We start from the raw sequence: 26,033 nt of genomic DNA on the forward strand, positions 1-26,033 counted from the left end.
AAGGAATTTAATTATGAAACAAGCTGTTATCGTAGATTGCATTCGTACTCCTATGGGCCGTTCTAAGGCAGGGGTGTTCCGTAATGTACGTGCAGAAACACTCTCTGCCGAATTAATGAAAGGTCTATTACTGCGTAACCCGCAATTAGATCCCAATACCATTGAAGACGTCATTTGGGGCTGCGTGCAACAAACCCTAGAACAAGGCTTCAACATTGCCCGTAACGCATCATTGCTGGCCGGTATCCCGAAAACGGCTGGCGCTGTGACAGTGAACCGCCTATGTGGTTCTTCAATGGAAGCCATCCACCAAGCCGCTCGCGCAATTATGACCGGTATGGGCGACACCTTCATCATCGGTGGTGTTGAACATATGGGCCACGTGCCAATGAACCACGGTGTGGACTTCCACCCAGGTTTAGCCAATAACGTCGCCAAAGCGTCTGGCATGATGGGTTTAACCGCAGAGATGTTAGGTAAGCTTCACGGCATCACCCGTGAGCAGCAAGATGCTTTTGCTGTGCGTTCACACCAACGCGCTTACGCTGCCACAGTTGAAGGCCGCTTTGCCAAGGAAATCTATGGCATCGAAGGCCATGATGCTAACGGCGCACTGATTAAAGTGCTTCACGATGAAGTGATTCGCCCAGAAACCTCAATGGAGTCATTAGCGGCGCTGCGCCCAGTATTCGACCCTGCAAACGGTACTGTTACTGCGGGTACCTCTTCAGCATTATCTGACGGAGCTTCGGCAATGTTGGTGATGGAAGAATCTAAAGCACGTGCTTTGGGTCTACCAATCCGTGCCCGTATCCGCTCAATGGCTGTGGCAGGTTGCGACGCGGCAATTATGGGTTACGGTCCAGTACCTGCAACTCAAAAAGCTCTTGCTCGCGCTGGCATCACAATCAATGATTTAGATGTTATCGAACTGAACGAAGCGTTTGCTGCTCAGTCTCTACCCTGCGTTAAAGACCTTGGTCTGATGGACGTTGTAGATGACAAGATCAACCTGAACGGTGGCGCAATTGCGCTTGGCCATCCACTGGGCTGTTCTGGTGCACGTATTTCGACAACGCTGATCAACCTGATGGAACACAAAGATGCGACCTTAGGTTTAGCCACTATGTGTATCGGTTTAGGCCAAGGTATTGCGACCGTTTTCGAACGAGTCTAATCACATCTAAATATCACTCTAAAAAGCCGGACACACTCTCCTGTTCCGGCTTTTTTATTTTATGCAGCTTTAAAAATTATCATCGTGAAATAATTTGTTCCACGTGAAACATCTTGCCAATCCTTATTATTGGATAAATAAAACAGAATAAACCCAATTAACCGCTCCATCACAAAATCAGACCACCAACTTGGTTTATCCAAACCACTGGAGTAACATTAGCCAATTCTGTTTAACCGTTCAGTCGAGGTCATATGAACGACGTATTCTCAACCGCACAACACAAACTGGATGCTCTTGGTTTACGCTGCCCAGAACCGGTAATGATGGTGCGTAAAACGGTAAGACAAATGGCACAAGGTGAAACACTGCTAATTATCGCTGATGATCCTGCGACCACACGTGATATTCCTAGTTTTTGTGAGTTTATGGATCACACCTTAATCGCTAGTGAAACCAACCAAACACCCTATCAATATTTGATTAAAAAGGGACTCTAAGTCCCAACATCGACATTAGGATAAGGACATCAGAAATGCCGAAACTAGTTTCTATCGCCTACAAAACAGTTAAACGTGGACCAATGAACGAAGTGCTGTGTGCAAATGTTACTCAGCACCGCGGTGTCGAAAAAGATGTATTTGGTCACCCAGGTAAACGGCAAGTCACAGTACTGTCGCTGCAACAGTGGCAAATTGCGTGTCAAAGTATAGGTGCAAATTTACCTTGGACGACCCGCCGAGCAAACCTATTAATAGATGGATTAACTTTTAGCTCGGTAGACGTTGGTAAGCTGCTACGGATTGGTGATCTCTGCCTCGAAGTGACTGGTGAAACCGATCCCTGCAAGAAAATGGAACAGGCTCATGCTGGCTTGGAATCAGCGCTTACTCCTGATTGGCGAGGCGGAGTCACCTGCCGCGTGGTCAATGACGCTATGATCCACATCGGCGATCCCGTGACATTAGACTAGTCATCAACTAACGGAGAGTAAGGCGCATTACTCTCCTACAGCTTTATCCCCTCAGTATCCTCTCCGGTCATTAATTGAAACAGTATTTCCATTTTCCTTACTGGGTATTTATGCGATAACTTAGCTCAGCATTAACAAAAATTTATCTTTTCCGACAACAATAAAAACCTAGAATAACGATAACAGGACATAACATGTTGAAACCTAAGCTGACACCGCTTTATATCGCCCTGATGCTTGGCCTTAGTTCCCATACCGTACAGGCAACAGATGCCCAAAAACCCAGTTGGGACGTCAATGCGCCAGCCAATGCCCCTCTAGAGAAAGTGACCATAGACGTAACCGAAGGCACTTGGATGAACATCAGTGTCAGCCCAGATGGTAAACATTTAGTGTTTGATTTACTGGGTGATATTTATCAAATCCCCGTCACTGGTGGCGAAGCCAAACCATTAGCCCAAGGCATCGCCTGGCAAATGCAACCGGTCTATAGCCCGGATGGTAAACATATTGCCTTCACCTCAGATGCGGATGGCGGCGACAACATTTGGATTATGGATGCCGACGGCAGCAATCCACGCACAGTTACGACGGAAACCTTTCGTTTACTCAACAGTCCTGCGTGGAGCCCTGATTCGCAATATTTAGTCGGTCGCAAGCATTTTACTGCCAGTCGTAGTTTAGGTGCCGGCGAAGTCTGGCTCTACCATGTCGCAGGTGGCGAAGGTGTTAAACTCACAGAACGTCCTAACGATGAAAAGGATTTAGGTGAGCCAGCCTATTCACCCGATGGTCGTTACATTTACTTTAGCCAAGATGACACCCCAGGCAAAACCTTCCATTATTCCAAAGACTCAGTAAACGGCATCTATAAAATCAAGCGTTACGATACCAAAACGGGTGATATTGAAATCTTGATCGAAGGAACTGGTGGCGCCATTCGTCCAACACCGAGCCCTGACGGCACCAAACTGGCGTACATCAAGCGAGATGATTTCCAATCCTCCTTGTATTTGCTCGATTTGAAATCCGGCGAAACGACTAAGCTGTATGGCGATTTAGACCGCGATATGCAAGAGACTTGGGCTATCCACGGTGTCTATCCCACCATGGCGTGGACTCAAGATAACAAAGATATTTTTTTCTGGGCTAAGGGCAAAATCAATCGCCTAAATGTTGCCAATAAAACGGTCACCAACATTCCCTTCAGCGTAAAAACCCAGTTAGAGGTTCAGCCTTCAGTACGCTTTAAACAAGATATTGATAAGGATGTATTCGACGTAAAAATGCTGCGAATGGCACAAGTTTCACCGGATGGCAGCAAAGTCGCCTTCGAAGCATTGGGTAAAATCTGGTTGAAGACACTTCCCGATGGCAAGATGTCACGCTTAACCGAGTTAGGTAACGACATTGAAGAACTCTATCCTCAGTGGTCGCGTGATGGCAAAAATATTGTCTTCACAACTTGGAATGACCAAGACCAGGGTACAGTACAAGTGATCAGTGCAAAAGGTGGTAAAGCGAAACAACTTACCACAGAACCAGGCAAATACGTTGAGCCCACCTTTTCTCCTGATGGCGAACTTGTGGTGTATCGTAAAACCCAAGGTGGACATCTAACACCTCGTACTTGGTCGCAGGAACCCGGCCTGTACAAGGTTGATTTAAAAACCAAACAAAATAAGAAAATTAGCGCAGAGGGTTATCAAGCACAATTCGGCGCTTCAGCCGACCGCATTTTCTTTATGAACACTGGTGATAACGACACGCCACAGCTTGCCTCAATTAATCTAGATGGGTTTGATAAACGCGTTCACTACAGCAGTAAGCATGCGACCGAATTTAGAGTTTCACCCGATGGCGAACAACTCGCCTTTGCCGAACGTTTTAAAGTTTGGGTCACCCCCTTCGCAAAACATGGTGAAACCGTTGAAATCGGCCCTAACGCCAGCAATCTTCCAGTCACACAGTTAAGTGTGCGGGCTGGCGAAAGCATCAGTTGGAATAGCAAGAGTAACCAACTCTATTGGACTCTTGGCCCAGAACTGTACCAAGCCAATGTGGATTCCCAGTATCTTAAAAAGGACGAGCAAGCTAAGCCAAGCATTATCAACTTGGGCTTTACCGAAAAGGCAGATGTTCCACGTGGAACAGTCGCCTTTGTCGGCGGCAAAGTGATCACCATGGAAAATGACCAAGTCATAGATAAGGGTGTAGTGATCGTCAAAGACAATCATATTGTTGCCGTTGGCGATGCGAATACAGTGATTCCAAAGGATGCGCAAGTTATCGATATTAGTGGCAAATCCATTATGCCTGGCTTGTTTGATGCCCATGCCCACGGCGCACAGGCCGATGATGAAATCGTGCCACAACAAAACTGGGCACTCTACTCTAGCTTATCCCTAGGTGTGACAACCATCCATGATCCGTCGAACGATACCACGGAGATATTTGCTGCCTCTGAACAGCAAAAGGCGGGGAACATCGTTGGCCCGCGGATTTTTTCCACTGGAACGATTCTTTATGGCGCCAATGCTCCCGGCTACACATCGCATATCGACTCACTCGATGATGCAAAATTTCATTTAGAGCGACTCAAAAAAGTTGGCGCCTTTAGCGTTAAGAGCTACAACCAACCGCGTCGTAATCAAAGACAACAGGTTATCGCCGCTGCTCGCGAACTCGAAATGATGGTAGTACCTGAGGGTGGCAGCTTGCTACAACATAACCTGACCATGGTTGCCGATGGCCATACAACCGTGGAGCACTCGTTACCCGTAGCGAGTATTTATAACGATATTAAACAGTTCTGGAGCCAAACTAAGGTCGGTTACACTCCCACCTTAGTCGTCGCCTACGGCGGTATCTCAGGTGAAAACTATTGGTATGATAAGACCGATGTTTGGGCACATCCACGTTTGTCTATGTATGTGCCAAGCGATATTTTGCAAGCTCGATCAATGCGTCGCCCCCACGCCCCAGACAGTCACTACAACCACTTCAATGTTGCTAAAGTAGCTAATGAGTTTAATAAATTAGGCATTCATCCAAATATTGGCGCCCACGGTCAACGTGAGGGTTTAGCCGCACATTGGGAAATGTGGATGTTCGCCCAAGGCGGCATGAGCAATATGGATGTGCTGAAAACAGCAACCATCAACCCTGCCACCACCTTCGGTCTAGAGCATCAACTTGGTTCAATTAAAACCGGTAAGCTTGCGGACTTAATCGTTATCGATGGCGACCCATTAGTGGATATTCGAGTAACAGATAAAGTCACTTATACTATGGTCAATGGTAAGTTGTTTGATGCTGAGTCGATGAATCAACTCAATGGTAATAAGCAACAGCGTAAGCCTTTCTTCTTCGAGAAAATTTAATCTCAACAAGGTGAAATAACAAAAGGCATGTTCCACGTGGAACATGCCTTTTATTTTGGATTTTAACTCAATTAGATTAGTGACTTATTTGCCACCACAGCAAGCATCATAGGCAATGCAATCAACTAGATGATCGTTCACCATTCCCACCGCCTGCATAAAGGCGTAACAAATCGTTGGGCCAACAAAGTTAAAGCCAAGCTTTTTTAATGCCTTCGACATGGCCTCTGATTCAGGTGTTTGCGCAGGCACCTGCGACATGGAGGTAAATTGATTCACCAATGGCTTGCCACCAACGAAGCTCCATAGAAATTCAGAAAAATCTTTGCCATCCGCAGTGTATGCTAAGTATCCTTTTGCATTACGAATAATCGAATGGATCTTAAGGCGATTACGCACAATGCCTGGGTTAGCCATCAATTCCTCGACTTTAGCGTCGTCAAAAGTTGCAATCACAGCAGGCTCAAAATCCGCAAAGGCTTGTTCGTAGTTTTGCTGCTTCTTTAAGATAGTAATCCAAGACAACCCCGCTTGTTGCCCATCTAAACAGAGCTTGGCAAACAACTCCTTCGAATCATAAACTGGACGCCCCCACACCTTATCGTGGTACTCGCGATACAAGGGATCATCACTGACCCAATTACAGCGGATTTCTTCCATGGCCTATCTACCTTAACGTTTTAACGAAGAAGGTAAAAAATAACCTACATAAGCAGAGATCTACAAGGTATAATCGAAACCATTTTCTATTAAAGCTGACGGCAGTAGACAAGTAGACATGACGACGAAACACGACGTAAAAACATTTCAGGGTTTCATTCTAACCCTACAGGAATATTGGGCGCAGCAAGGCTGTGCAATCGTTCAACCTCTAGATATGGAAGTCGGTGCGGGTACATTCCACCCACAAACTTTCCTACGCTCTTTAGGGCCCGAGCCAATGAGCAGTGCCTATGTGCAGCCATCGCGCCGCCCTACCGACGGCCGTTACGGTGAAAACCCGAACCGTCTGCAGCACTACTACCAATTCCAAGTCGTGTTAAAACCGTCACCGGATAATATCCAAGAACTCTATTTAGGTTCTCTGCAAGCCCTTGGTATTGATACTCAAATCCACGACATTCGCTTTGTGGAAGACAACTGGGAATCACCAACATTAGGCGCATGGGGCCTAGGCTGGGAAGTCTGGTTAAACGGCATGGAAGTGACTCAGTTTACTTACTTCCAACAGGTCGGCGGCTTAGAGTGTAGCCCAGTCACCGGTGAAATCACCTACGGTTTAGAACGTCTCGCCATGTATATTCAAGGTGTAGATAGCGTGTATGACCTAGTATGGACCGACGGCCCTATGGGTCGCATCACCTACGGCGATGTGTTCCACCAAAACGAAGTTGAGCAATCGACCTATAACTTTGAACACGCAGACGTCGACTTTATGTTTGCCCTGTTCGATCAATGCGAAAAGATGTGTCAGCATTTATTGTCGCTTGAAAAACCATTACCTCTACCCGCCTATGAGCAAGTGATGAAAGCCTCACACGCCTTCAACCTGCTCGATGCACGCCACGCCATTTCAGTGACTGAACGTCAGCGTTATATCCTGCGCGTTCGTACCATGGCTAAAGCCGTTGCTGAATCCTATTATCAGGCACGCGAAGCGCTTGGCTTCCCAATGTGTAAGTAGAGGTAACACATGAATTTTGAAAACTTACTCATCGAGTTAGGCACAGAAGAACTGCCGCCAAAGGCGCTGCGTAAACTAGCAGAGTCTTTCCTCGCGAACTTTACCGAAGAACTAACCAAAGCAGATTTAGCTTTTAAATCAGCTGTTTGGTATGCAGCACCCCGTCGTCTCGCGATTAATGTGACAGAACTAGCGCTTGCTCAAGCGGACAAAATCGTTGAAAAACGCGGCCCCGCTGTCAGCTCAGCATTCGATGCCGAAGGTAAACCAACGAAAGCCGCAGAAGGTTGGGCACGTGGTAACGGTATTACCGTTGACCAAGCCGAGCGTTTAGTGACCGATAAAGGTGAATGGCTGGTTTATAACGCCAAAGTCGAAGGCGTTGAAACTAAGAGCTTAATCGCTGCGATGGCGCAACGTGCGCTGGATAAGTTACCCATTCCTAAGCCAATGCGCTGGGGAAGCAGCAAGACACAATTTATTCGCCCTGTTCACACAGCCACTATGCTGTTAGGCAGTGAATTAATCGAAGGTGAATTACTCGGCATTAAATCGGCACGTAATGTTCGTGGTCACCGCTTTATGGGTACAGGCTTCGAGCTTGACCATGCAGACAACTACCTGACGCTACTGAAAGAAAAAGGTAAAGTCATCGCCGATTACGAAAGCCGTAAAGCCTTAATCAAAGCCGATGCAGAAAAAGCGGCCGCTAAGATTGGTGGCACCGCCGATATCGAAGATGACCTGCTCGAAGAAGTCACCTCTTTGGTTGAATGGCCAGTCGTATTAACCGCAAGCTTTGAAGAGAAGTTCTTAAACGTACCTTCAGAAGCCTTGGTTTATACGATGAAGGGCGATCAGAAATACTTCCCAGTATTCGATGATGCCGGTAAGTTACTGCCAAACTTCATCTTTGTCGCGAACATCGAATCAAAAGATCCGGCGCAAATCATTGCGGGTAACGAGAAAGTGGTTCGTCCACGCTTGGCCGATGCTGAGTTCTTCTTCAATACCGACAAAAAGCACACGCTAGAATCACGTTTATCGAGTCTTGAGACCGTCTTGTTCCAACAACAACTCGGTACCTTAAAAGACAAAGTCACTCGTATCTCCGCCCTAGCCGCCTTTATTGCCGAGCAAACTGGTGCTAACGCCGTTGATGCAGCGCGTGCTGGTTTATTGTCTAAAACTGACTTAATGACCAATATGGTGATGGAGTTTACCGATACTCAAGGCACCATGGGCATGCATTACGCCCGCCTAGACGGTGAAACTGAAGCCGTCGCCTTAGCTATGGAAGAGCAATACAAGCCCAAATTCTCTGGCGATACGGTTCCGACTGCAGCGGTATCTTGCGCAGTAGCCTTAGCGGATAAACTCGATACCTTAGTCGGTATCTTCGGTATTGGTCAGGCACCTAAGGGCGCTGCCGACCCATTCGCACTGCGCCGTGCCGCTATCGGTGTGCTACGCATTATCGTTGAGAACAAGTTGCCACTGGACTTAGTGACCCTGATTGCTAAGGCTCAAGAACTCCATGGCACCAACTTAAGCAACGCGAATGCAAGCGATGAAGTGCTTGAGTTCCTAATGGCGCGTTTCCGTGCTTGGTACCAAGATAAAGGTATCGAGGTTGACGTGATCCTCGCAGTATTGGCACGCCGCCCAACTCGCCCTGCTGATTTTGATAGCCGTATCAATGCGGTATCACACTTCAGAAGCTTAGAAGCCTCTAGCGCTCTGGCTGCGGCGAACAAGCGTGTGTCTAACATTCTGGCGAAAGTGGAAGGCGAATTACCCACCGCGATTAACTCAGCTCTGTTAGCCGAAGCCGCAGAACAAGCATTAGCTGCTAAGCTTGCCGAACTGCAACCTCAACTCGCTCCGCTGTTCGCTAATGCTGATTACCAACAGGCATTAACACTGCTGGCGAGCTTACGTGAGAGTGTTGACCAGTTCTTCGAGGACGTGATGGTTATGGCGGATGACGAAGCATTGAAAAACAACCGTTTAGCACTGCTAAATAACCTACGTGAACAGTTCTTACATGTAGCGGATATTTCTCTGCTTCAGTAAATCGCACGTTAGACGTTAGGTTAGAGTGCCAATAAAAAACGCGCTTATAGCGCGTTTTTTATTGGCTGCAATATATTAAAACTGCTGAAGTTTCTCGTGCAACACTTCGAATTGAGCGGGCTCGAGTCCAACCAAGGCTAACAAGTTGCTCAGCATCTCAGCAGGCAATTTACCCGCTTGCTGCAACATCGAAATCTCACTGATGATATTGGCGCGCCAAACCACAGCGGCAATTCCCTCATTCGGCCGAGTATGGACATGGGCTAATTTATCCAGCTCGGTTTCAAAGGTACTTGGCAATTGCCAATGCTTTGCCAACAAAGCACTTAAGGTGAGTGATTTTGCCGTCATCACTTGTCGGAATAACCAAGAGTTTGGCTGCTCCCCAGGCTCTGCTTGCACAAAGGCATCGAGCAACATTTTAAAGATGGCGAGCTTACCCACATCATGCAGTAATCCTAATAGGAATGCCGTGTCTCTATCTTCTTCACTCAGTTCGCTGGTTAAAAAGGCCACCTGCATTGAATGACGCCAAATTTCGGCACCAAAGCGACGAAAATAAATGGGTTTAATATCGAGCATTTCACGCACTAGGCAGCTAGTAACAAAGCGGCGTAACTGCTCACGGCCGAGCTGCACTAAAGCCTGCTGCAGGCTGGTGACCTCTCTATCGCCACGCTTAAAGGCTGGTGAATTACACAGCTTAAGCACTTCGACGCTCAGTAAAGGATCTTTCTCGATTAACGCCAACAAGTCCTTAGTATCAAACTGTGGCTCAGCTAATTTACGGTCTAATTCCAAAACCTTAGAGGGAAGCTTAAGCACCTTTTCTGCTATCACTTGTGGCGATGCTAAGGCCAGCTCTATTTCAGCCATAACACGCCGTTCAAGGTTATTGGCAACGCCACCAGCATCTTTGGTTCTGGCGGGAAACAACAGGCTGTAAAACAGCGCCGCAAGGTCGATACTCACCACGGTATCAACGGGTTCTTCTTGGCGTTTAGGGGCTGAAACTTTGTCCAACGATTTACTGAGATCGGTTTGACTAAAGCTTTTAGGCCGCTCCAGTGTTGTCTCTTCGCGGATATTAAAAATTTTATTAAATATGGACTTAATCAAGACGTTCCAACCTATAAGAGCTGAGTTAACTGACCCTGCATAATTATCAGTCCATTGTAGTTCATATACTAGTGGTCACATCATGTATTACGCGCAGCTTTACTATATGTCCCTAGACTTAAGGCTGCATTATCAAATCGAATGTTTCACGTGAAACCTTATTCCAAGTAGCCTTGATAGGCCCGCGCAATTTGCTTGGCCAATTCCGCATTGATTGGTGAATAAGCTTTAGCGGAAATCACCAGTGCGACGGCGACCACAGGCAAAGGTGGAAGAGTTTCAGAATCAACAATATTCAGTGGTGCCGATACACTGCATTCGGCCATGGCACTAATAGCCAAATCCTTAGCCACTATAGCTTTAAGAGCCGCAGCACTGCTGCTACAGGCTAACAACTGATAATGTCTATCTTGTTTCATTAATCCATCTAACGCCGCGATATGGAATTTACAATCCTTTTGGAAAAGCGCTATGGGTAAGGGATCGGCATCACTCAAGTTCGAACCACTCGCGCTCACCCAAACGCCTTTTGAGGTTTGTAATAAGTAGCCTTCATCGGACTCAGGCAAACGAGTCACTATCGCTGCATCGAGCTGCCCAGAATCCAGCATGATCCGCAGCTTTTGGCTCGAGGCGCAGGTAATTTGAAGATCGAGTTGCTTAATTTGACCATGTAACAACGCCACTATCCGCGGCAACACGGATTCGGCATAGTCATCGGGACAGCCCAAATGCAATTGTGTGCCGACTTGGGTCTGCTTAATGGTAGTGACAGTCTCATCGTGCAATTGCAGTAATTGCTTAGCGTACAAACCAAAACGTTGGCCTTCGGTAGATAGAACTAAGTTTCGCCCCTCTTTTACAAAGAGCGTTTTTCCCAACTCTTGCTCTAAGCGCTTCATTTGCATACTGACGGCAGATTGAGTCTTATAGGTTTGCATTGCCGCACGGGTAAAACTCCCGGTATCGACAAATGCCACAAAGCTGCGCAGCGCTTCTATTTCCATAATATTTCCTATCTGAGGTCAGTCTATCTATTCATTTTGCTGATAGATAACATCAAATCTATTCGTTAGTCATGCAAAGTACAAGCGCCTATATTGATAAGCACAACCCCAACAGGAAGGTGAAAATGGAACTCTACATTGGCAATAAAAACTACTCTAGTTGGTCGCTCCGCGCTTGGTTAATGGCTGCAAAATCAGGTGTTCAGTTCGATGAAGTGCTATTGCAACTCGATACCGAGAGCTTTTATCAGCGGCTAAAATCTATTTCGCCTACCCTAAAAGTTCCAACACTCATCGATGGAAATATCACGGTTTGGGATTCGTTGTCGATTTGCGAATATATCAACGATACTTATCTTTCAGGCTCTGCCTTGCCGCAAGACCCGAAACAAAAAGCTAAGGCTCGTTCCTACGCCTGTGAAATGCATTCAGGCTTTCATGCCCTGCGAAATGCCCTGCCGATGAATATCCGTGCCCATCGTTATGTCGAATTAAGCCCAGCCGTGTTGCAGGATATTGCCCGCATCGACAGTATCTGGTCACAGCAAATGGCAGAGTTTGCCAGCGCCCAAGGCACTTGGTTATTTGGCAAGTGGTCGATAGCCGATATGATGTTTGCGCCGGTTGTGATGCGCTTCTTCACCTATGAGATTGAAGTCTCCCAAGCGAGTCGAGCCTATATGGAATTTATCGTCAGCCAGCCAGAAATGCAGGCCTGGATACAAGCCGCCAAAGCCGAGACTGAAATAGTGGACGCCGACGAGGCTGGTGTTGATAGATAATTTTCTACCAAACAAAAAGGGAAAGCTAAGCTTTCCCTTTTTTATCCATCGCTAACGATACATCTAGATGTTAAACGTCTAAGTTAGCCACGTTCAGCGCATTGGCTTCGATAAAGTCACGACGTGGTTCAACTTGGTCGCCCATCAAACAAGTAAACAGCTGATCCGCACCAACGGCATCATCAATCGTCACTTGCAGCATGCGGCGAGATTCAGGATCCATCGTGGTTTCCCACAATTGCTCAGGGTTCATCTCACCCAACCCTTTATAGCGTTGGATATATAGGCCACGCTTGGCTTCGCTGATGGTCCAATCTAACGCTTCAATGAAGCTACCCACTTCCTTCACACGGTCGCCACGTTGTACATAACCACCGACTTCAATCAGGCCTTCAAGTGCCGCACCTAACTTACCAATGCGTTGGTAGTCAGTTGATTGGAAGAAGTCGTAGCTGAACAGGTAGTGTGTATCGATACCGTGTTTACGGATAGTGATCTTCGGCAGATACACTTTGCGCTCAGGATCGAGCACAGGCTCACCAGAATACAACACACCGCTGTTTTCTAATTCCACCAGCTCATGGATAAAGGCGTCGATCCATTCCTTCATCTTGCCTTCATCCGCCAACATTTCGTTGTTGATCATTGGATGATAAAGCATGCGGTTGGTGATCTGCGTTGGGTAACGTTGCTCTAAACGGGCCACAATCGCTTCCACTTCACGGTATTGAGTCACTAAACGCTCTAATGGCTCACCCGACATACCAGGCGCACCTTGAGATGGATAAATGCTGGTTCCATCTAACGCCTGAGTGGTCAGATACTGCGTCAGTGCCGCTTCGTCTTTCAGATATTGTTCTTGCTTACCTTTCTTCACTTTGAATAAAGGCGGCTGAGCAATATACACATAACCACGCTCTATCAGTTCAGGCATTTGACGGAAGAAGAAGGTCAACAGCAAGGTACGAATGTGCGAGCCGTCGACGTCAGCATCCGTCATGATGATGATGTTGTGGTAACGCGTCTTATCTGGGTTGTATTCGTCACGACCAATACCACAGCCAAGCGCGGTGATTAGCGTAGCAACCTCTTGAGAGGAAAGCATTTTATCAAAACGCGCCTTCTCAACGTTTAAGATTTTACCTTTCAGTGGCAGAATCGCTTGGTTCTTACGGTTACGTCCCTGCTTAGCGCTACCGCCAGCAGAGTCCCCTTCCACTATGTAGATTTCTGAAAGACCAGGGTCTTTCTCTTGGCAATCGGCCAGCTTACCTGGCAAACCACCTAAATCGAGTGCGCCTTTACGACGGGTCATTTCACGGGCTTTACGCGCCGCTTCACGGGCACGAGCCGCATCGACAATCTTACCGACGATTAACTTAGCATCGGCTGGATTCTCCAGCAGATAGTCGTTTAGCTTCTCACCCATGGTTTGTTCAACCGCGGCTTTCACTTCGCTAGACACTAACTTGTCTTTGGTTTGCGAGCTGAACTTAGGATCAGGCACTTTAACTGAAATCACGGCCGTTAAACCTTCGCGGGCGTCATCGCCTGTCGCGTTAGTTTTGCCTTTCTTGTTATAGCCTTCGTTTTCCATGTAGTTGTTGAGGTTACGTGTCAACGCACTACGGAAACCCGCTAAGTGAGTACCACCATCACGCTGCGGAATGTTGTTGGTAAAACAGAAAATGCTTTCTTGATAACCATCGTTCCACTGCATCGCCACTTCAACGGTAATACCGTCGTCACGCTCTTGCATAAAGTGGAATACGTCTTTGTTTACTGGCGTTTTATTACGGTTCAGGTAATCAACGAATGCGCTGATACCACCTTCGTATTTAAAGAATTCATTCTTATTGTCACGCTCGTCGACTAAGCGGATACCCACGCCTGAGTTGAGGAACGACAGTTCGCGCACGCGCTTTGCCAGAATCTCGAAGTGGAACTCAACATCGCTGAAGGTTTCTTCACTTGGCCAGAAACGGATTTCGGTACCAGTTTTCGTCGCATCGCCAATCACTTTGATTGGCTCGTCAGGAACACCGTGGGTATAAAACTGCTCGTGGACTTTACCTTCGCGGCGAATGGTTAACTGCAGCTTTTTAGACAGCGCGTTAACTACCGACACACCCACGCCGTGCAGACCACCGGACACTTTATAAGAGTTATCGTCGAACTTACCGCCCGCGTGCAGTACCGTCATGATCACCTCGGCGGCAGACACGCCTTCTTCCGGGTGAATCGCCACAGGAATACCACGGCCGTCGTCGCGAACGGAGACAGAACCATCCACATGGATAGTAATAGTGATATCAGTACAATGGCCGGCTAAGGCTTCATCGATAGAGTTATCGACTACTTCGAACACCATATGATGTAGACCCGTACCGTCGTCGGTGTCACCAATATACATCCCAGGTCTCTTACGTACTGCATCAAGGCCCTTAAGGACCTTAATACTCGAAGAATCGTAACTATTCTCTGACATATTATTCTCTCAATGGTTATTCAATTACCGTTACACGTCCCTGTTCCACATGGAACATCCTACTGGGAGGCGTGTGTAACGAATCGACTATTGCTGCAGGTTCAATGGCAGTGACAAACACTTGTGCACCAGTGTCCACTAGCTGCTTAAGCAATAGCTGCCTATGCTGTGCATCCAACTCGGATGGAAGATCATCCACAAGATAAATACTGTGTTTATCTATTTGTTGTTTGAGCAACTTTCCCTGTGCAATACGCAGTGCACAGACTAATAATTTCAATTGACCACGGGACAGGGCATCCTGCGCCGGTAAACTACCTACACGAAGTCTGAGGTCAGCTTTATGGGGACCGCTGACGGTATGACCCGTAGCCAAATCTCTGGGATATTGGGATTCGAGAAGTTGTGCAAAATCCGTTTTGCTATCCCAGCCGCGAGTAAATGAAACCTTAACATCTACCTGCGGTAAAAACTCCCCGATTATACCCTTAAGTAGCTCATTTAACGAGTCTACATAACGGTTTCGTATTTCTGTGACCTGCTCGGTATAACGGACAAACTCCCTATCCCAATATTGGATTTGATCATAGGGAGAATTATTTCTAAGCAGTTGATTACGTTGCTTAAGAACCCGTCTTACGTTCACCCATGCCGCATAAAACTGCGGGTCAGAATGAAAGGCGCCCCAATCGATAAACTGCCGACGGGATTTAGGACCTTCAAATAGGAGCGAAAAGCTTTCTGGCGTGATCACTTGGATGGGTAGGGTTTCGGCTAAGGTCGATAGCCGTTTCACCTTTTCCCCGTCGATTTTGACTTCAGTTTCGCCACTACGGAAACGTCGCAAGCCGATTTTACTGTCGCCACGGGGCAAATTTAAGGTCGCAAACAGGGTTAACTTATCCTGTTCGTTATTGATCACTCGTTGAGATAAATGACTGCGAAACGAACGCCCCATACCGAGAAAGTAAATAGCCTCAAGTATGCTGGTTTTGCCACTGCCATTTTGACCGTAAATCAGATTGATCCCTTCAGTTGGGCTCAGCTGCGCCAATTGAATATTGCGAAAAGAATCAATATTAAGACGGATAAGACTCATGCGTTACTCATCAAACCGCATCGACGGCTTAGGCCAAGACTCAGAACAGTCATCATACCGCAATTCACATCCATTCGAGTAAATAAGGCAACAAGGGATAAGGCTTGAAGACATATACGCCGCTAAAAAGCGGCGTATGGCACAAAGTAGGCAATGGAATACTATAAGCGCATCGGCATAACCACATACATGGAATCTTCTTCCAAGTGGTTTTCCAATAAAGCACTCGAGTTACCATCAATTAGGGTGATACGCACATCATCGGACTTAAGGTTGTTTAGCACATCCAGTAAGTAACTGACGTTGAAACCAATTTCGAGTGGCTGATTGTTGTAATCCACATCGATGATTTCTTCCGCTTCTTCCTGCTCTGGGTTATTGGCGGTGATTTTCAGTAATCCCGCTTCTAACTGAATGCGTACACCGCGGAACTTCTCGTTCGATAGAATAGAAGCACGGTTTAAAGCTTGCTTGAAATGGTTACGGCTGGCGATAACGATTTTATCACCGCCTTTCGGTAACACACGGCGATAATCAGGGAAACGACCATCGACTAATTTACTGGTAAAAACTGTGGTGCTGGTGGTCGCACGAATCGCATTATCGCCAATGGCAATCGCGATATCTAAATCATCAGCTTCCAATAAACGCGCCATTTCCATCACGCCTTTGCGGGGCACGATCACTTGTTTTTCAGGCAATTGCGCATCTATGGTTCTGTGGCTTAAGGCTAAGCGGTGACCGTCGGTGGCAATGGCACGCAGCACATTACCTTCAGTCTCGAGCAATAAACCATTCAGATAGTAACGAACGTCTTGGTTCGCCATCGAAAACTGAGTAGCATCAATCAGTGACTTCAGCACGCCCTGCTTAAGAGAGAACTCGATTTCCGCCTGAAAGGCTTCCACATTGGGGTATTCTTCTGCGGGCAGGGTTGCCAGCGAGAAACGGCTACGGCCTGAGCGCAATAACCATTTGTTATCTTGCTGCTCGACCTTAAGCTCGCTTTGCTCGGGTAAGGATTTAACTATATCTAACAGCTTCTTAGCAGGAACTGTAGTACGACCTTCTTCGATATCACCATGAACGACCGCCTGGCCTACTAACTCAACTTCGAGGTCGGTACCTGTCATTTTGAGTGAGTGCCCACTAACTTCTACAAGGAGATTTGCCAAAATAGGCAAGTTATGGCGTCTTTCTACCGCACCACAAACCAATTGAAGCGGCTTTAATAGGGCGTCCCTATCAATTGAAAATTTCATAGTGTCCAAATTCCTTGATTTTAAGAAGATAAGGTTCTAATCAAGTTAGCATAATCTTCTTTAATGTCGTGACTCTCTTCCCGTAGCTGAGCAATCTTACGACAGGCATGTAACACTGTGGTGTGATCTCGACCACCAAAGGCATCACCAATTTCCGGCAAGCTCTGGTTAGTTAATTCTTTGGATAACGCCATGGCCACTTGTCTTGGGCGCGCAACACTGCGCGAACGACGTTTAGACAACATATCAGCCATCTTGATTTTGTAGTATTCAGCTACGGTTTTCTGAATGTTGTCTATAGTGACTAATTTTTCCTGCAGTGCCAAGAGGTCACGCAGGGCTTCACGCACAAAATCAATCGTAATTGGACGGCCAGTAAAGTTAGCGTTGGCGATAACGCGGTTTAACGCCCCTTCTAACTCGCGAACGTTCGAACGTAAGCGCTTAGCAATAAAGAAGGCAACTTCGTCGGGAAGATTAATGCCGCTCTCCTGAGCTTTACGCATCAAAATCGCCACACGGGTTTCAAGCTCTGGCGGTTCAATCGCAACCGTTAAGCCCCAACCAAAGCGAGATTTTAATCTGTCCTCGACCCCGTCGATCTCTTTTGGATAACGATCCGATGTCAGGATGATCTGATGATTACCTTCAAGCAGCGCGTTAAAGGTATGGAAAAATTCTTCCTGGGATCGGTCTTTATTGGCGAAGAATTGAATGTCGTCGATAAACAGGGCATCGACACTACGGTAGTAACGTTTGAATTCTTCGATCGCATTGTTTTGCAGCGCTTTCACCATGTCTTGCACAAAACGCTCTGAGTGCATGTACACGACTTTCGCATCGGGATTATTTTTGATGATGCCATTACCCACCGCATGTAATAAGTGGGTCTTACCTAAACCCGTACCACCATAAAGGAACAGCGGGTTATAGGCACCACCCGGATTTTCAGCAACCTGGAGTGCGGCCGCTTTACCGAGTTGGTTAGACTTACCCTCAACGAAGTTGTCGAATTGGTAAGTGGGATTGATATTGCTGCGATGATTAGCGTTAGCAACAGGCTCAGTGGTATTAAATGAAGTCCCTACCGAGGCTTTAGTTTGGGGATTGGGCACACGCACAGCCGCAACTGGGGCTGGCTCAGGCTTTTTCGCTGACGGACGGCTACCGATATCGAAACGTAACTTAGGTGCATCATTACCCATTTGCTCAGTAAAAAACTGATTAATGATATTGATGTACTTATCCCTAACCCAATCGAGCACGAAGCGGTTAGGCGCATAAAGCACCAAAGTATCTCCATCCATTTCGGCTTGTAACGGTCTGATCCACATACTGAACTGCTGAGCAGAAAGCTCGTCTTGCAGTCTTCCGATACATTGTTGCCAAAGTGAAACCGCCACTAAGTTATCCCCAAAAGATCATCAAAAAGAGGTGTATTCTATAGCGAGATCTCAATGATCGCTATCCTTAAAAAATAATTATCCCCAACAAGATCATTCTATGGAGATATCCCCGATCATCAAAGATCAAATTCGATCCTTTTATTCAACAAATAGGGCAAATCCCGCTTTATTAAGCGATCCACATTGATCTATAATGGCGCCCCTTTGATCGCTTGATAGATCCCCTTCACTACTACATGTAGTGCCAATACACAGAGTTATCCACATCTTCTGGTGTATGTGGGAAATTGATCAAAGGATACACGGGCAGAAATAAGCCACTTGCTGACTTTCGTTGTTGACGGGAACAGGTAAAGTGATTACAATTCGGCCTCTTTTTTACCCTTACCTCTGTCACCAGAGATAAGGATATGTTCACTTATAACAAAGACGGATTGCCATCATGAGTAAACGTACTTTTCAACCTAGCAACCTGAAGCGCAAGCGTTCTCACGGCTTCCGCGCTCGTATGGCTACTGCAGGCGGCCGTAAGGTGCTTGCACGTCGTCGTGCGAAAGGTCGCGCTCGTTTATCTGCTTAATAAGTTAAGTAGGTAACTAGTTGACTAGCTATACCTTTACGCGGGAGTTACGCTTGCTAACTCCCGCGCAATTTAAATCTGTATTCTCCAATCCCATCAAAGCTTCTTCTGCTGAAATCACTCTGCTTGCCATTCCTAATTCGGAACAACATCCGCGTTTGGGTCTTACTGTAGCTAAACGCTATGTAAAACGCGCCAATCAGCGTAATCGCATTAAGCGAGTTATCAGAGATAGTTTTCGCCTCAATCAACACGACATCCCTCACCTTGATATTGTTGTGCTGGTCAGAAACGGGGTGATGGAAATGGAAAATGCAGAGATCAACAAGTTGATAGAAAAGCTATGGCGCAAACTCAGTCGCCGCTACAATGGCTAGCAACCACGTTCATTCGTGGCTATCAAATCTTCATCAGCCCCCTCTTAGGGCCTCGATGTCGTTTCAATCCCACATGCTCGCATTACGCCATTGAGGCAATAAAAGTGCACGGAACCGCGAAAGGTTGTTGGTTTGCATTGAAACGCATATTAAAATGTCACCCTTTGCATCCCGGCGGTAGTGATCCCGTCCCCCCTAAAAATGACAGGTGTAATAAATAGGCTATGGAATCTCAACGCAATATATTGCTAATAGGACTACTGTTTGTCAGCTTTTTGCTGTGGCAACAGTGGCAAGCAGACAAAGCTCCAAAACCCGTTGCAACCGAATCGTCTGTAGTGGCGAATGCAACCACAAATCACAGTGCTGATGTTCCAGAAGCAGACACAGGTGTCCCAGCAGCCTTAACGGCAACGCAAAATCTGATCACCGTTAAAACCGATCAGCTCGATGTACAAATCAACCCAGTGGGTGGTGACATCGTTTTTGCGGCTCTGGTTTCACACAAACTGGAACAGGGTAAAGACCAGCCATTTGTTTTGCTTGAGCAAACCAAAGATTTCACCTATATCGCTCAGAGTGGCCTGATTGGCCGTGATGGTATCGATAGCAGTGCTAAAGGTCGCGCCGCATTTGCTGCCAGCAAAACTGAATTTACCTTAGCCGATGGCCAAGACACCTTAGAAGTACCACTGACCTATGTGGCTGATAACGGTGTGACTTACACCAAAGTGTTTGTCTTCCATCGTGGCAAGTTTAACGTTGATATCGATTACAAAATCAACAACACCTCAGCTGCTCCATTACAAGTTCAGATGTACGGTCAGATTAAACAGACCATCAAGCCATCTGAAAGCAGCATGATGATGCCAACTTACCGTGGCGCCGCGTTCTCGACTCAAGATGTACGTTACGAAAAGTACAAATTTGAAGATATGAGCAAGAGCAACCTCAATCAACCGACTCTCGGTGGTTGGGCGGCGATGCTGCAACATTACTTCGTATCAGCTTGGATCCCACCAGCAACCGATAGCAACACCATTTTCTCGAGTGTCAGTGCTGGCGGTTTAGCTAACATTGGTTTCCGTGGCGCGGTATACGATATTGCTCCAGGTGCGACTCAAGAAATTAGCTCACAGTTTTATGTTGGTCCTAAGGATCAAAAAGCGCTATCTGCGTTATCTGATACCTTAAACCTGGTTGTTGATTACGGTTTCCTTTGGTGGTTAGCCGTGCCAATCCACTGGTTATTGATGTTCTATCAATCCTTTGTGGGTAACTGGGGTGTGGCAATTATCCTGATCACCTTAACCGTTCGTGGTTTACTGTTCCCGCTGACTAAAGCGCAGTACACCTCAATGGCGAAGATGCGTAACCTACAGCCAAAACTGCAGGATCTAAAAGAACGCTTCGGCGATGACCGTCAAAAAATGGGTCAAGCCATGATGGAACTGTACAAGAAGGAAAAAGTGAACCCTATGGGTGGCTGTTTACCTATCTTGTTACAGATGCCAATCTTCATTGCCTTGTACTGGGTATTGTTAGAAAGCTTCGAGCTGCGTCACGCGCCATTTATGTTATGGATCCACGACTTATCTGTACAAGATCCATACTACATTCTGCCGTTGCTGATGGGTGCGTCTATGTTTGTGATGCAAAAAATGCAACCTATCGCACCGACCATGGACCCAATGCAAGTGAAGATGATGCAATGGATGCCAATGATCTTTACCGTATTCTTCCTGTGGTTCCCATCAGGTCTAGTACTGTACTGGTTAGTGGGTAACATTGTTGCCATCATCCAGCAGAAGATTATTTATGCAGGTCTAGAGAAAAAAGGCTTAAAATAAGCCCAAGCGCTAGATAAGAGCTAACGGCTCAGCATATGCAAAAAGGCGGCTTAATGAGCCGCCTTTTCCTTTAGATGATTTGATCGATATTAATGGGTATTTCCGTGACAACTGACACTATCGTGGCACAGGCCACCGCGCCCGGACGGGGCGGCGTGGGTATCATTCGTATCTCTGGTGATAAGGCAACCAATGTGGCCATGGCCGTATTGGGTCATGTACCTAAACCCCGTTACGCCGATTACTGCGACTTTAAAAATGCTTCAGGCCAAGTGATCGACCAAGGTATCGCACTGTTTTTTAAAGGACCTAATTCATTTACCGGTGAAGATGTATTAGAGCTGCAGGGCCACGGTGGTCAAATAGTCCTCGATATGCTGATCAAGCGCGTATTAGAAGTCGAAGGCATTCGCATCGCCAAACCAGGCGAGTTTAGCGAACAAGCCTTTATGAACGACAAGCTGGACTTAACCCAGGCCGAAGCCATTGCCGACCTTATCGATGCCACCAGTGAGCAAGCCGCCAAAAGCGCGCTGCAATCACTACAGGGTGAGTTTTCGAAGGAGGTCCATGAGCTGGTGGATCAAGTCACCCATCTGCGTTTATACGTCGAAGCCGCGATTGATTTCCCCGATGAAGAAGTCGACTTTTTAAGTGACGGCAAAATTGCCAACGCGCTCTACAAAATCATCGACAAACTCAGCGCCGTCCAAGCCAGTGCCAAGCAAGGCTCTATTATCCGCGAAGGCATGAAAGTGGTGATTGCTGGTCGCCCCAATGCCGGAAAATCTAGCCTGCTTAATGCGCTCGCCGGTAAAGAGTCAGCGATAGTGACCGAAATTGCCGGCACCACCCGTGACGTATTACGCGAGCATATCCATTTAGATGGCATGCCACTGCATATTATCGATACCGCAGGCCTGCGCGACACCACAGATACGGTTGAACAAATCGGTATCGAGCGCGCGTGGAACGAAATAAACAGCGCCGATCGGGTGTTATTTATGGTCGATGGCACCACCACGGATGCGGTCGATCCCCATGATATTTGGCCCGATTTTATCAATCGCCTGCCCGCCAATTTAGGCGTGACCGTTGTCCGCAATAAGGCCGATCTCACCGGTGAGAACCTCGCCATGACCGAAGAAAAAGGTTACAGCGTGTATCGGATCTCGGCTAAAACCGGCCTTGGCGTTGAGGAATTAAAGCAACACCTTAAATCCTTGATGGGTTATCAGAGTAATCTCGAAGGTGGCTTTATCGCCCGTCGCCGTCACCTCGAAGCATTAGATATTGCCGCAAGCCATCTGCAACTCGGTAAAGAACAATTAGAGATTTACCTCGCAGGAGAACTGTTAGCGGAAGAACTGAGAATGGCACAATTAGCCCTGTCTGAAATCACCGGCCGCTTCACCTCAGACGATCTACTGGGCAAAATTTTCAGCTCATTCTGTATCGGGAAGTAAAATAGTAAAACGTATCAAACCAAATCAAAACAACATTATGATTTTAAAATAATTTTGTTTTATTGGGTGGGAAGCAATTTGAAGGGTTTTGTCGATTCTTGCTCCGTATGTGCTCCGAAGATAAATTTTGGAGCACATTTGTAATATAAGAAAAAAACCTATTAAATAAATATATTAGTAGACAAGAATAAAGCCTAAACTTGTCTAATTGGCCAAAATAGAACGAATACTGTTCCTCCACGACCCGATGGCTGGCAGACCACATGGCCGCCGTGAGCTTCAATAATAGTCTTAACCACGGCAAGACCAAGCCCGCTACCACCACTTTTTCGTGAACGAGAAGGCTCTACTCTACGAAATGCTTCGAATACGTAACTGGCGGCAGCATCAGGGATACCTGGCCCCTCATCTTCCACACTTAGATAGCAATTATCATCCGAATGATAGAGCCGCACTGTTAACTCGCCGGGATCTGCATGCTGGCGAGCATTTTCTAGTAGTGCGATTAGCACCTGACGGATACGGATGGCATCACAGTAAACTTGAAGGCTAGAATCGAGTTCCAACTTAAGTTTGAGTCCTCTGGCATCTAAAGCCGCTGCAAAGGTCTCAATAACAGCACTAAGTTCATCCGCTAAACAAACCTCTACACGATGTAACTCTAAGTGGCCACTGTCGTTGAGGCTAAGCACTCGTAAATCTTCTATCAGGTGATTTAGGCCTTCGACCTGCCGTAACAATCCCTCGAACAACTCACTATTAGGACTAAAAACACCTTCAGCTAAGCCCTGCAATCGACCACGCAAAATAGTGACCGGAGTGCGAAGCTCATGGGCAATGGCCGCATTCCAAAACTCCCGCTCTCGGGTCATACACTCTAATCGCTCAGCCATCGCATTAAAGTCACTGACCAGTTGCGCGGTTTCTCCCATAGTATCTTGATCCATTTTTGCGCGTGCGTTGAGTTTACCTAGAGCGACTTCGCGTAGACTATATGCCACAGAATTCAACGGATTGAGGATTCGCCGAGACAGACGAACAGCAACAAAAAGCGACATCCCCAATGCGGCGGCAATAGTGCAAACAATCCAGATCATCTCCATCCGAGAAGGCATCCAAGTTTCAGATATGCTGCCAGGCAAGTAGGTCACCGCAATGGCATAGAAAACATAGGAACCAAATACCGACAGGAAAATAATCCCTAGCGTCATCACTGCTAAGGATTGAATGATTTGCCTGCGTAAACCCGGTGATTGCCTCATACTTCACCACCAAAGCGATAGCCAACTCCCCAGACGCTGAGAGGTACTCCTTGAATATTAAGTGCTTCAAGTTTTTTACGCAGCTTACTGATATGACTATCTACAGTGCGTTCCTGAGTATCCCCCTCGGGCAAGCAATTAATCAGCAGCTCCTCACGGCTAAAAACGCGTTTTGGCGCACGCATCAGACAGGCTAACAGTTTAAATTCAGTGAGAGTCAGATCGAGTATTTGCTGCTGATCGTTCAAATTCACGCTGGCCTCGTGACTGTCTAAGTCGATTTGGAACTGACCGACGCGCAATATTTGGCTATTGGTAGACGGGTTAATTCGGACACGTCGCAACACAGCCTGAACCCTCGCGACCACCTCAGCAGGATTGAAAGGTTTAACCACATAGTCATCGGCACCGAGGCGTAACCCCATTAACTTATCGATATCTTGGTCAAGCGCGGTGAGCATGATCACTGGAGTATCGCCACGGGAGCGAATTTCATTCAATACCTTCCAGCCATCGAGATTAGGCATCTGTACATCAAGCAACAACAGATCGGGCTTAAATGTATCGTGCATGGCTAATGCTTGAATACCATCCGTAGCGTGTTGAGTTCGCAGCCCACTACGCTGTAAATAGGCAATCAGGATCTCGGCAATCTCGGCTTCATCTTCGGCAATCAGTACAAGTGCCGAAGTCATCTGACTTTTTGTGGCATTGAGATTGGACATGAATAGCTCCAAGGCTGAAATTGAAGAACTTTATCACTCCCTCCACACATTCTCCACAAAGCCTCGAATAATTCGCAATAGCGACCCGTCATAATTCAGTGAGTTCTCAGGCATTGGTAGATGTCATCAGTGAGAACGTAGCACATTGAGGAGAGTTGGTTATGTTCAGCAAAAAACGGCATTTAAACTTGGTATTCCTAGTCGGAATTGCCGTAATGGGATTGATGGGTTGCGACTCAGCGGAGCAGGAGGAAAATTCCCCCTCTCTAATTCAGGTTTCTGTCATCACACTGGATAACGAATCACTATTGGTCACTGAAGATCTACCTGGTCGCGTTGTTGCTGTTCGCAGTGCTGAGATCCGCGCGCAAGTTAGCGGCATAGTTCAACATCGTCTGTTCGAACAAGGCAGCGAGGTAACATCTGGCACAGTGCTATTCCAAATTGATCCTGCACAATTTAAAGCCGATGTTGCTATTGCGGCGGCTGCCTTGCAGCGAGCCGAAGCCGTATTGGTTCGTTCTCGCCAGGAAACGGCACGCTTGGCTTCCCTGTTAAAAACCGAAGCGGTTAGCCAACAAATGTTTGATGATGCAATTTCCCTGCGCGATCAAGCCGCAGCAGATGTCGCCCAATCCCAAGCGACACTTACGCGGCGCCAGTTAGATTTAGAATTTGCCAGCGTTAAAGCCCCTATATCAGGGAAAATTGATCAAGCCTTAGTGAGTGAAGGAGCCTTAGTTTCACCGACTGATACCACCCCAATGGCGAGGATCCAACAAATTGACCAAGTGTATGTAGATGTTCGTCTGCCTGCATCAATGTTAGACAGCATGCGTCAGCAAGCAAACGAAGCTACCCCTGAGTTAAGAGTAGAGATCCTAAGCAGCAGCGGTGAGCCTCTTGGTATGAAAGGTCATATCTTATTTTCGGGCTCCGAGGTGGATATAGGTACTGGCGATGTACTGCTGCGTGTACTCGTTGATAATCCACAACATCGGCTATTGCCCGGTCTTTTTGTAAAAGCTCGGATCCCAAAGGCTTACTATCCTTCCACTCTGAGAGTGCCACAACAGACGGTCACTCGTAAGGCGGGTCAACCCCAAGTGTGGGTACTTAATGCGGAGGGCAAGGTACAGCCTATGGCAATTAATGTCGATGAGCTAGTGGCTGGCCGCTACCGCGTGATATCAGGACTATCTGCTGGCCAGCAGATAGTCGTTGAAGGCATCGAACGCCTAAGTCCTGATGCGCAGGTTCATGCTCGGCCTTGGCAACCCACCGTAGAGCAGCAACTAAGTGCCGATGTGCGCTGAT

General features: G+C 47.0%; 22 protein-coding genes. 13 read left to right on the plus strand and 9 right to left on the minus strand.

Annotated elements, in window-relative coordinates:
• Nucleotides 1-13 precede the first annotated feature (13 nt).
• The 4 genes from fadA (at nt 14) to SHD_RS04455 (ending at nt 5,533) form a co-directional block, all read left to right on the plus strand.
• Nucleotides 14-1,177 carry an acetyl-CoA C-acyltransferase FadA gene (gene fadA / locus SHD_RS04440; protein ID WP_023266035.1) on the plus strand — a complete coding sequence of 388 codons (1,164 nt, stop codon included), beginning with the start codon at nt 14-16 and terminating at the stop codon, nt 1,175-1,177.
• Nucleotides 1,178-1,431: 254 nt separating this feature from the next.
• Entirely contained in the window at nt 1,432-1,677 is a 246-nt protein-coding gene (tusA, locus tag SHD_RS04445) for a sulfurtransferase TusA (protein WP_023266036.1), read from the plus strand.
• A gap of 35 nt (nt 1,678-1,712) precedes the next feature.
• Nucleotides 1,713-2,150: an MOSC domain-containing protein gene (locus tag SHD_RS04450; protein WP_023266037.1), complete on the plus strand. Its 438-nt coding sequence runs from the start codon at nt 1,713-1,715 to the stop codon at nt 2,148-2,150.
• A 194-nt stretch (nt 2,151-2,344) separates the two neighbouring features.
• The gene (locus SHD_RS04455) at nt 2,345-5,533 is read left to right on the plus strand and encodes an amidohydrolase family protein (protein ID WP_023266038.1); all 3,189 of its coding nucleotides are present in this window, start codon (nt 2,345-2,347) and stop codon (nt 5,531-5,533) included.
• 84 nt (nt 5,534-5,617) lie between these two features.
• On the opposite strand, the gene SHD_RS04460 is transcribed toward SHD_RS04455, so the two are convergent.
• Nucleotides 5,618-6,193, minus strand: a complete 576-nt coding sequence (locus SHD_RS04460; protein ID WP_023266039.1) for a DNA-3-methyladenine glycosylase I — start codon at nt 6,191-6,193, stop codon at nt 5,618-5,620.
• Nucleotides 6,194-6,311: 118 nt separating this feature from the next.
• Between SHD_RS04460 and glyQ the strand changes: the two genes are divergently transcribed.
• Both glyQ and glyS read left to right on the plus strand, forming a co-directional pair.
• The gene (glyQ, locus tag SHD_RS04465; protein ID WP_011070431.1) at nt 6,312-7,217 is read left to right on the plus strand and encodes a glycine--tRNA ligase subunit alpha; all 906 of its coding nucleotides are present in this window, start codon (nt 6,312-6,314) and stop codon (nt 7,215-7,217) included.
• A 9-nt stretch (nt 7,218-7,226) separates the two neighbouring features.
• Nucleotides 7,227-9,293, plus strand: a complete 2,067-nt coding sequence (gene glyS, locus SHD_RS04470) for a glycine--tRNA ligase subunit beta (RefSeq protein ID WP_023266040.1) — start codon at nt 7,227-7,229, stop codon at nt 9,291-9,293.
• Nucleotides 9,294-9,368: 75 nt separating this feature from the next.
• On the opposite strand, the gene SHD_RS04475 is transcribed toward glyS, so the two are convergent.
• Nucleotides 9,369-10,412 carry an HDOD domain-containing protein gene (locus tag SHD_RS04475; RefSeq protein WP_023266041.1) on the minus strand — a complete coding sequence of 348 codons (1,044 nt, stop codon included), beginning with the start codon at nt 10,410-10,412 and terminating at the stop codon, nt 9,369-9,371.
• Nucleotides 10,413-10,570: 158 nt separating this feature from the next.
• A complete protein-coding gene (locus SHD_RS04480) occupies nt 10,571-11,419 on the minus strand; it encodes a LysR family transcriptional regulator (protein WP_023266042.1) in 849 nt (282 codons plus the stop codon).
• Between the two features lie 125 nt (nt 11,420-11,544).
• Between SHD_RS04480 and SHD_RS04485 the strand changes: the two genes are divergently transcribed.
• Nucleotides 11,545-12,201, plus strand: a complete 657-nt coding sequence (locus SHD_RS04485) for a glutathione S-transferase family protein (protein WP_039977530.1) — start codon at nt 11,545-11,547, stop codon at nt 12,199-12,201.
• A 70-nt stretch (nt 12,202-12,271) separates the two neighbouring features.
• Here SHD_RS04485 and gyrB read toward each other — a convergent pair whose 3' ends face one another.
• The 4 genes from gyrB to dnaA all read right to left on the minus strand — a co-directional run bounded on the left by gyrB (nt 12,272) and on the right by dnaA (nt 18,453).
• On the minus strand, nt 12,272-14,689 hold the full coding sequence (gyrB, locus tag SHD_RS04490; RefSeq protein ID WP_039977532.1) for a DNA topoisomerase (ATP-hydrolyzing) subunit B: 2,418 nt from the start codon (nt 14,687-14,689) through the stop codon (nt 12,272-12,274).
• A gap of 16 nt (nt 14,690-14,705) precedes the next feature.
• The gene (recF, locus tag SHD_RS04495) at nt 14,706-15,788 is read right to left on the minus strand and encodes a DNA replication/repair protein RecF (protein WP_023266045.1); all 1,083 of its coding nucleotides are present in this window, start codon (nt 15,786-15,788) and stop codon (nt 14,706-14,708) included.
• A gap of 161 nt (nt 15,789-15,949) precedes the next feature.
• Nucleotides 15,950-17,050 carry a DNA polymerase III subunit beta gene (gene dnaN, locus SHD_RS04500; RefSeq protein WP_023266046.1) on the minus strand — a complete coding sequence of 367 codons (1,101 nt, stop codon included), beginning with the start codon at nt 17,048-17,050 and terminating at the stop codon, nt 15,950-15,952.
• Nucleotides 17,051-17,070: 20 nt separating this feature from the next.
• Nucleotides 17,071-18,453 carry a chromosomal replication initiator protein DnaA gene (gene dnaA / locus SHD_RS04505; RefSeq protein WP_011715304.1) on the minus strand — a complete coding sequence of 461 codons (1,383 nt, stop codon included), beginning with the start codon at nt 18,451-18,453 and terminating at the stop codon, nt 17,071-17,073.
• A 445-nt stretch (nt 18,454-18,898) separates the two neighbouring features.
• Here dnaA and rpmH point away from each other — a divergent pair, with 445 nt between their 5' ends.
• From rpmH to mnmE, 5 genes are all read left to right on the plus strand, one after another.
• Complete coding sequence (rpmH, locus tag SHD_RS04510) at nt 18,899-19,036, plus strand: 50S ribosomal protein L34 (RefSeq protein ID WP_011070423.1); 138 nt, start codon at nt 18,899-18,901, stop codon at nt 19,034-19,036.
• A 20-nt stretch (nt 19,037-19,056) separates the two neighbouring features.
• Nucleotides 19,057-19,413 (plus strand): ribonuclease P protein component, encoded by a 357-nt coding sequence (gene rnpA / locus SHD_RS04515; RefSeq protein ID WP_007652336.1) that lies wholly within the window; start codon nt 19,057-19,059, stop codon nt 19,411-19,413.
• On the plus strand, nt 19,380-19,634 hold the full coding sequence (gene yidD, locus SHD_RS04520) for a membrane protein insertion efficiency factor YidD (RefSeq protein ID WP_011624661.1): 255 nt from the start codon (nt 19,380-19,382) through the stop codon (nt 19,632-19,634). The genes rnpA and yidD overlap by 34 nt, the downstream gene beginning before the upstream one ends.
• A 3-nt stretch (nt 19,635-19,637) precedes the next feature.
• Nucleotides 19,638-21,263, plus strand: a complete 1,626-nt coding sequence (gene yidC, locus SHD_RS04525; RefSeq protein WP_023266048.1) for a membrane protein insertase YidC — start codon at nt 19,638-19,640, stop codon at nt 21,261-21,263.
• Nucleotides 21,264-21,367: 104 nt separating this feature from the next.
• Complete coding sequence (mnmE, locus tag SHD_RS04530) at nt 21,368-22,729, plus strand: tRNA uridine-5-carboxymethylaminomethyl(34) synthesis GTPase MnmE (RefSeq protein WP_039977556.1); 1,362 nt, start codon at nt 21,368-21,370, stop codon at nt 22,727-22,729.
• Nucleotides 22,730-22,923: 194 nt separating this feature from the next.
• Here the strand turns inward: mnmE and SHD_RS04535 are convergent, their stop codons facing one another.
• Nucleotides 22,924-23,991: an ATP-binding protein gene (locus SHD_RS04535; protein WP_023266050.1), complete on the minus strand. Its 1,068-nt coding sequence runs from the start codon at nt 23,989-23,991 to the stop codon at nt 22,924-22,926.
• Nucleotides 23,988-24,716, minus strand: a complete 729-nt coding sequence (locus tag SHD_RS04540) for a response regulator (RefSeq protein WP_023266051.1) — start codon at nt 24,714-24,716, stop codon at nt 23,988-23,990. The genes SHD_RS04535 and SHD_RS04540 overlap by 4 nt, the downstream gene beginning before the upstream one ends.
• A gap of 161 nt (nt 24,717-24,877) precedes the next feature.
• On the opposite strand from SHD_RS04540, the gene SHD_RS04545 reads away from it, so the two are divergent.
• Nucleotides 24,878-26,032, plus strand: coding sequence for an efflux RND transporter periplasmic adaptor subunit (locus SHD_RS04545; RefSeq protein ID WP_023266052.1), 1,155 nt, complete (start codon nt 24,878-24,880; stop codon nt 26,030-26,032).
• Nucleotide 26,033: the final 1 nt, after the last annotated feature.

Source organism: Shewanella decolorationis S12 (genome assembly GCF_000485795.1).
In the GTDB taxonomy this organism is placed as follows: domain Bacteria; phylum Pseudomonadota; class Gammaproteobacteria; order Enterobacterales; family Shewanellaceae; genus Shewanella; species Shewanella decolorationis.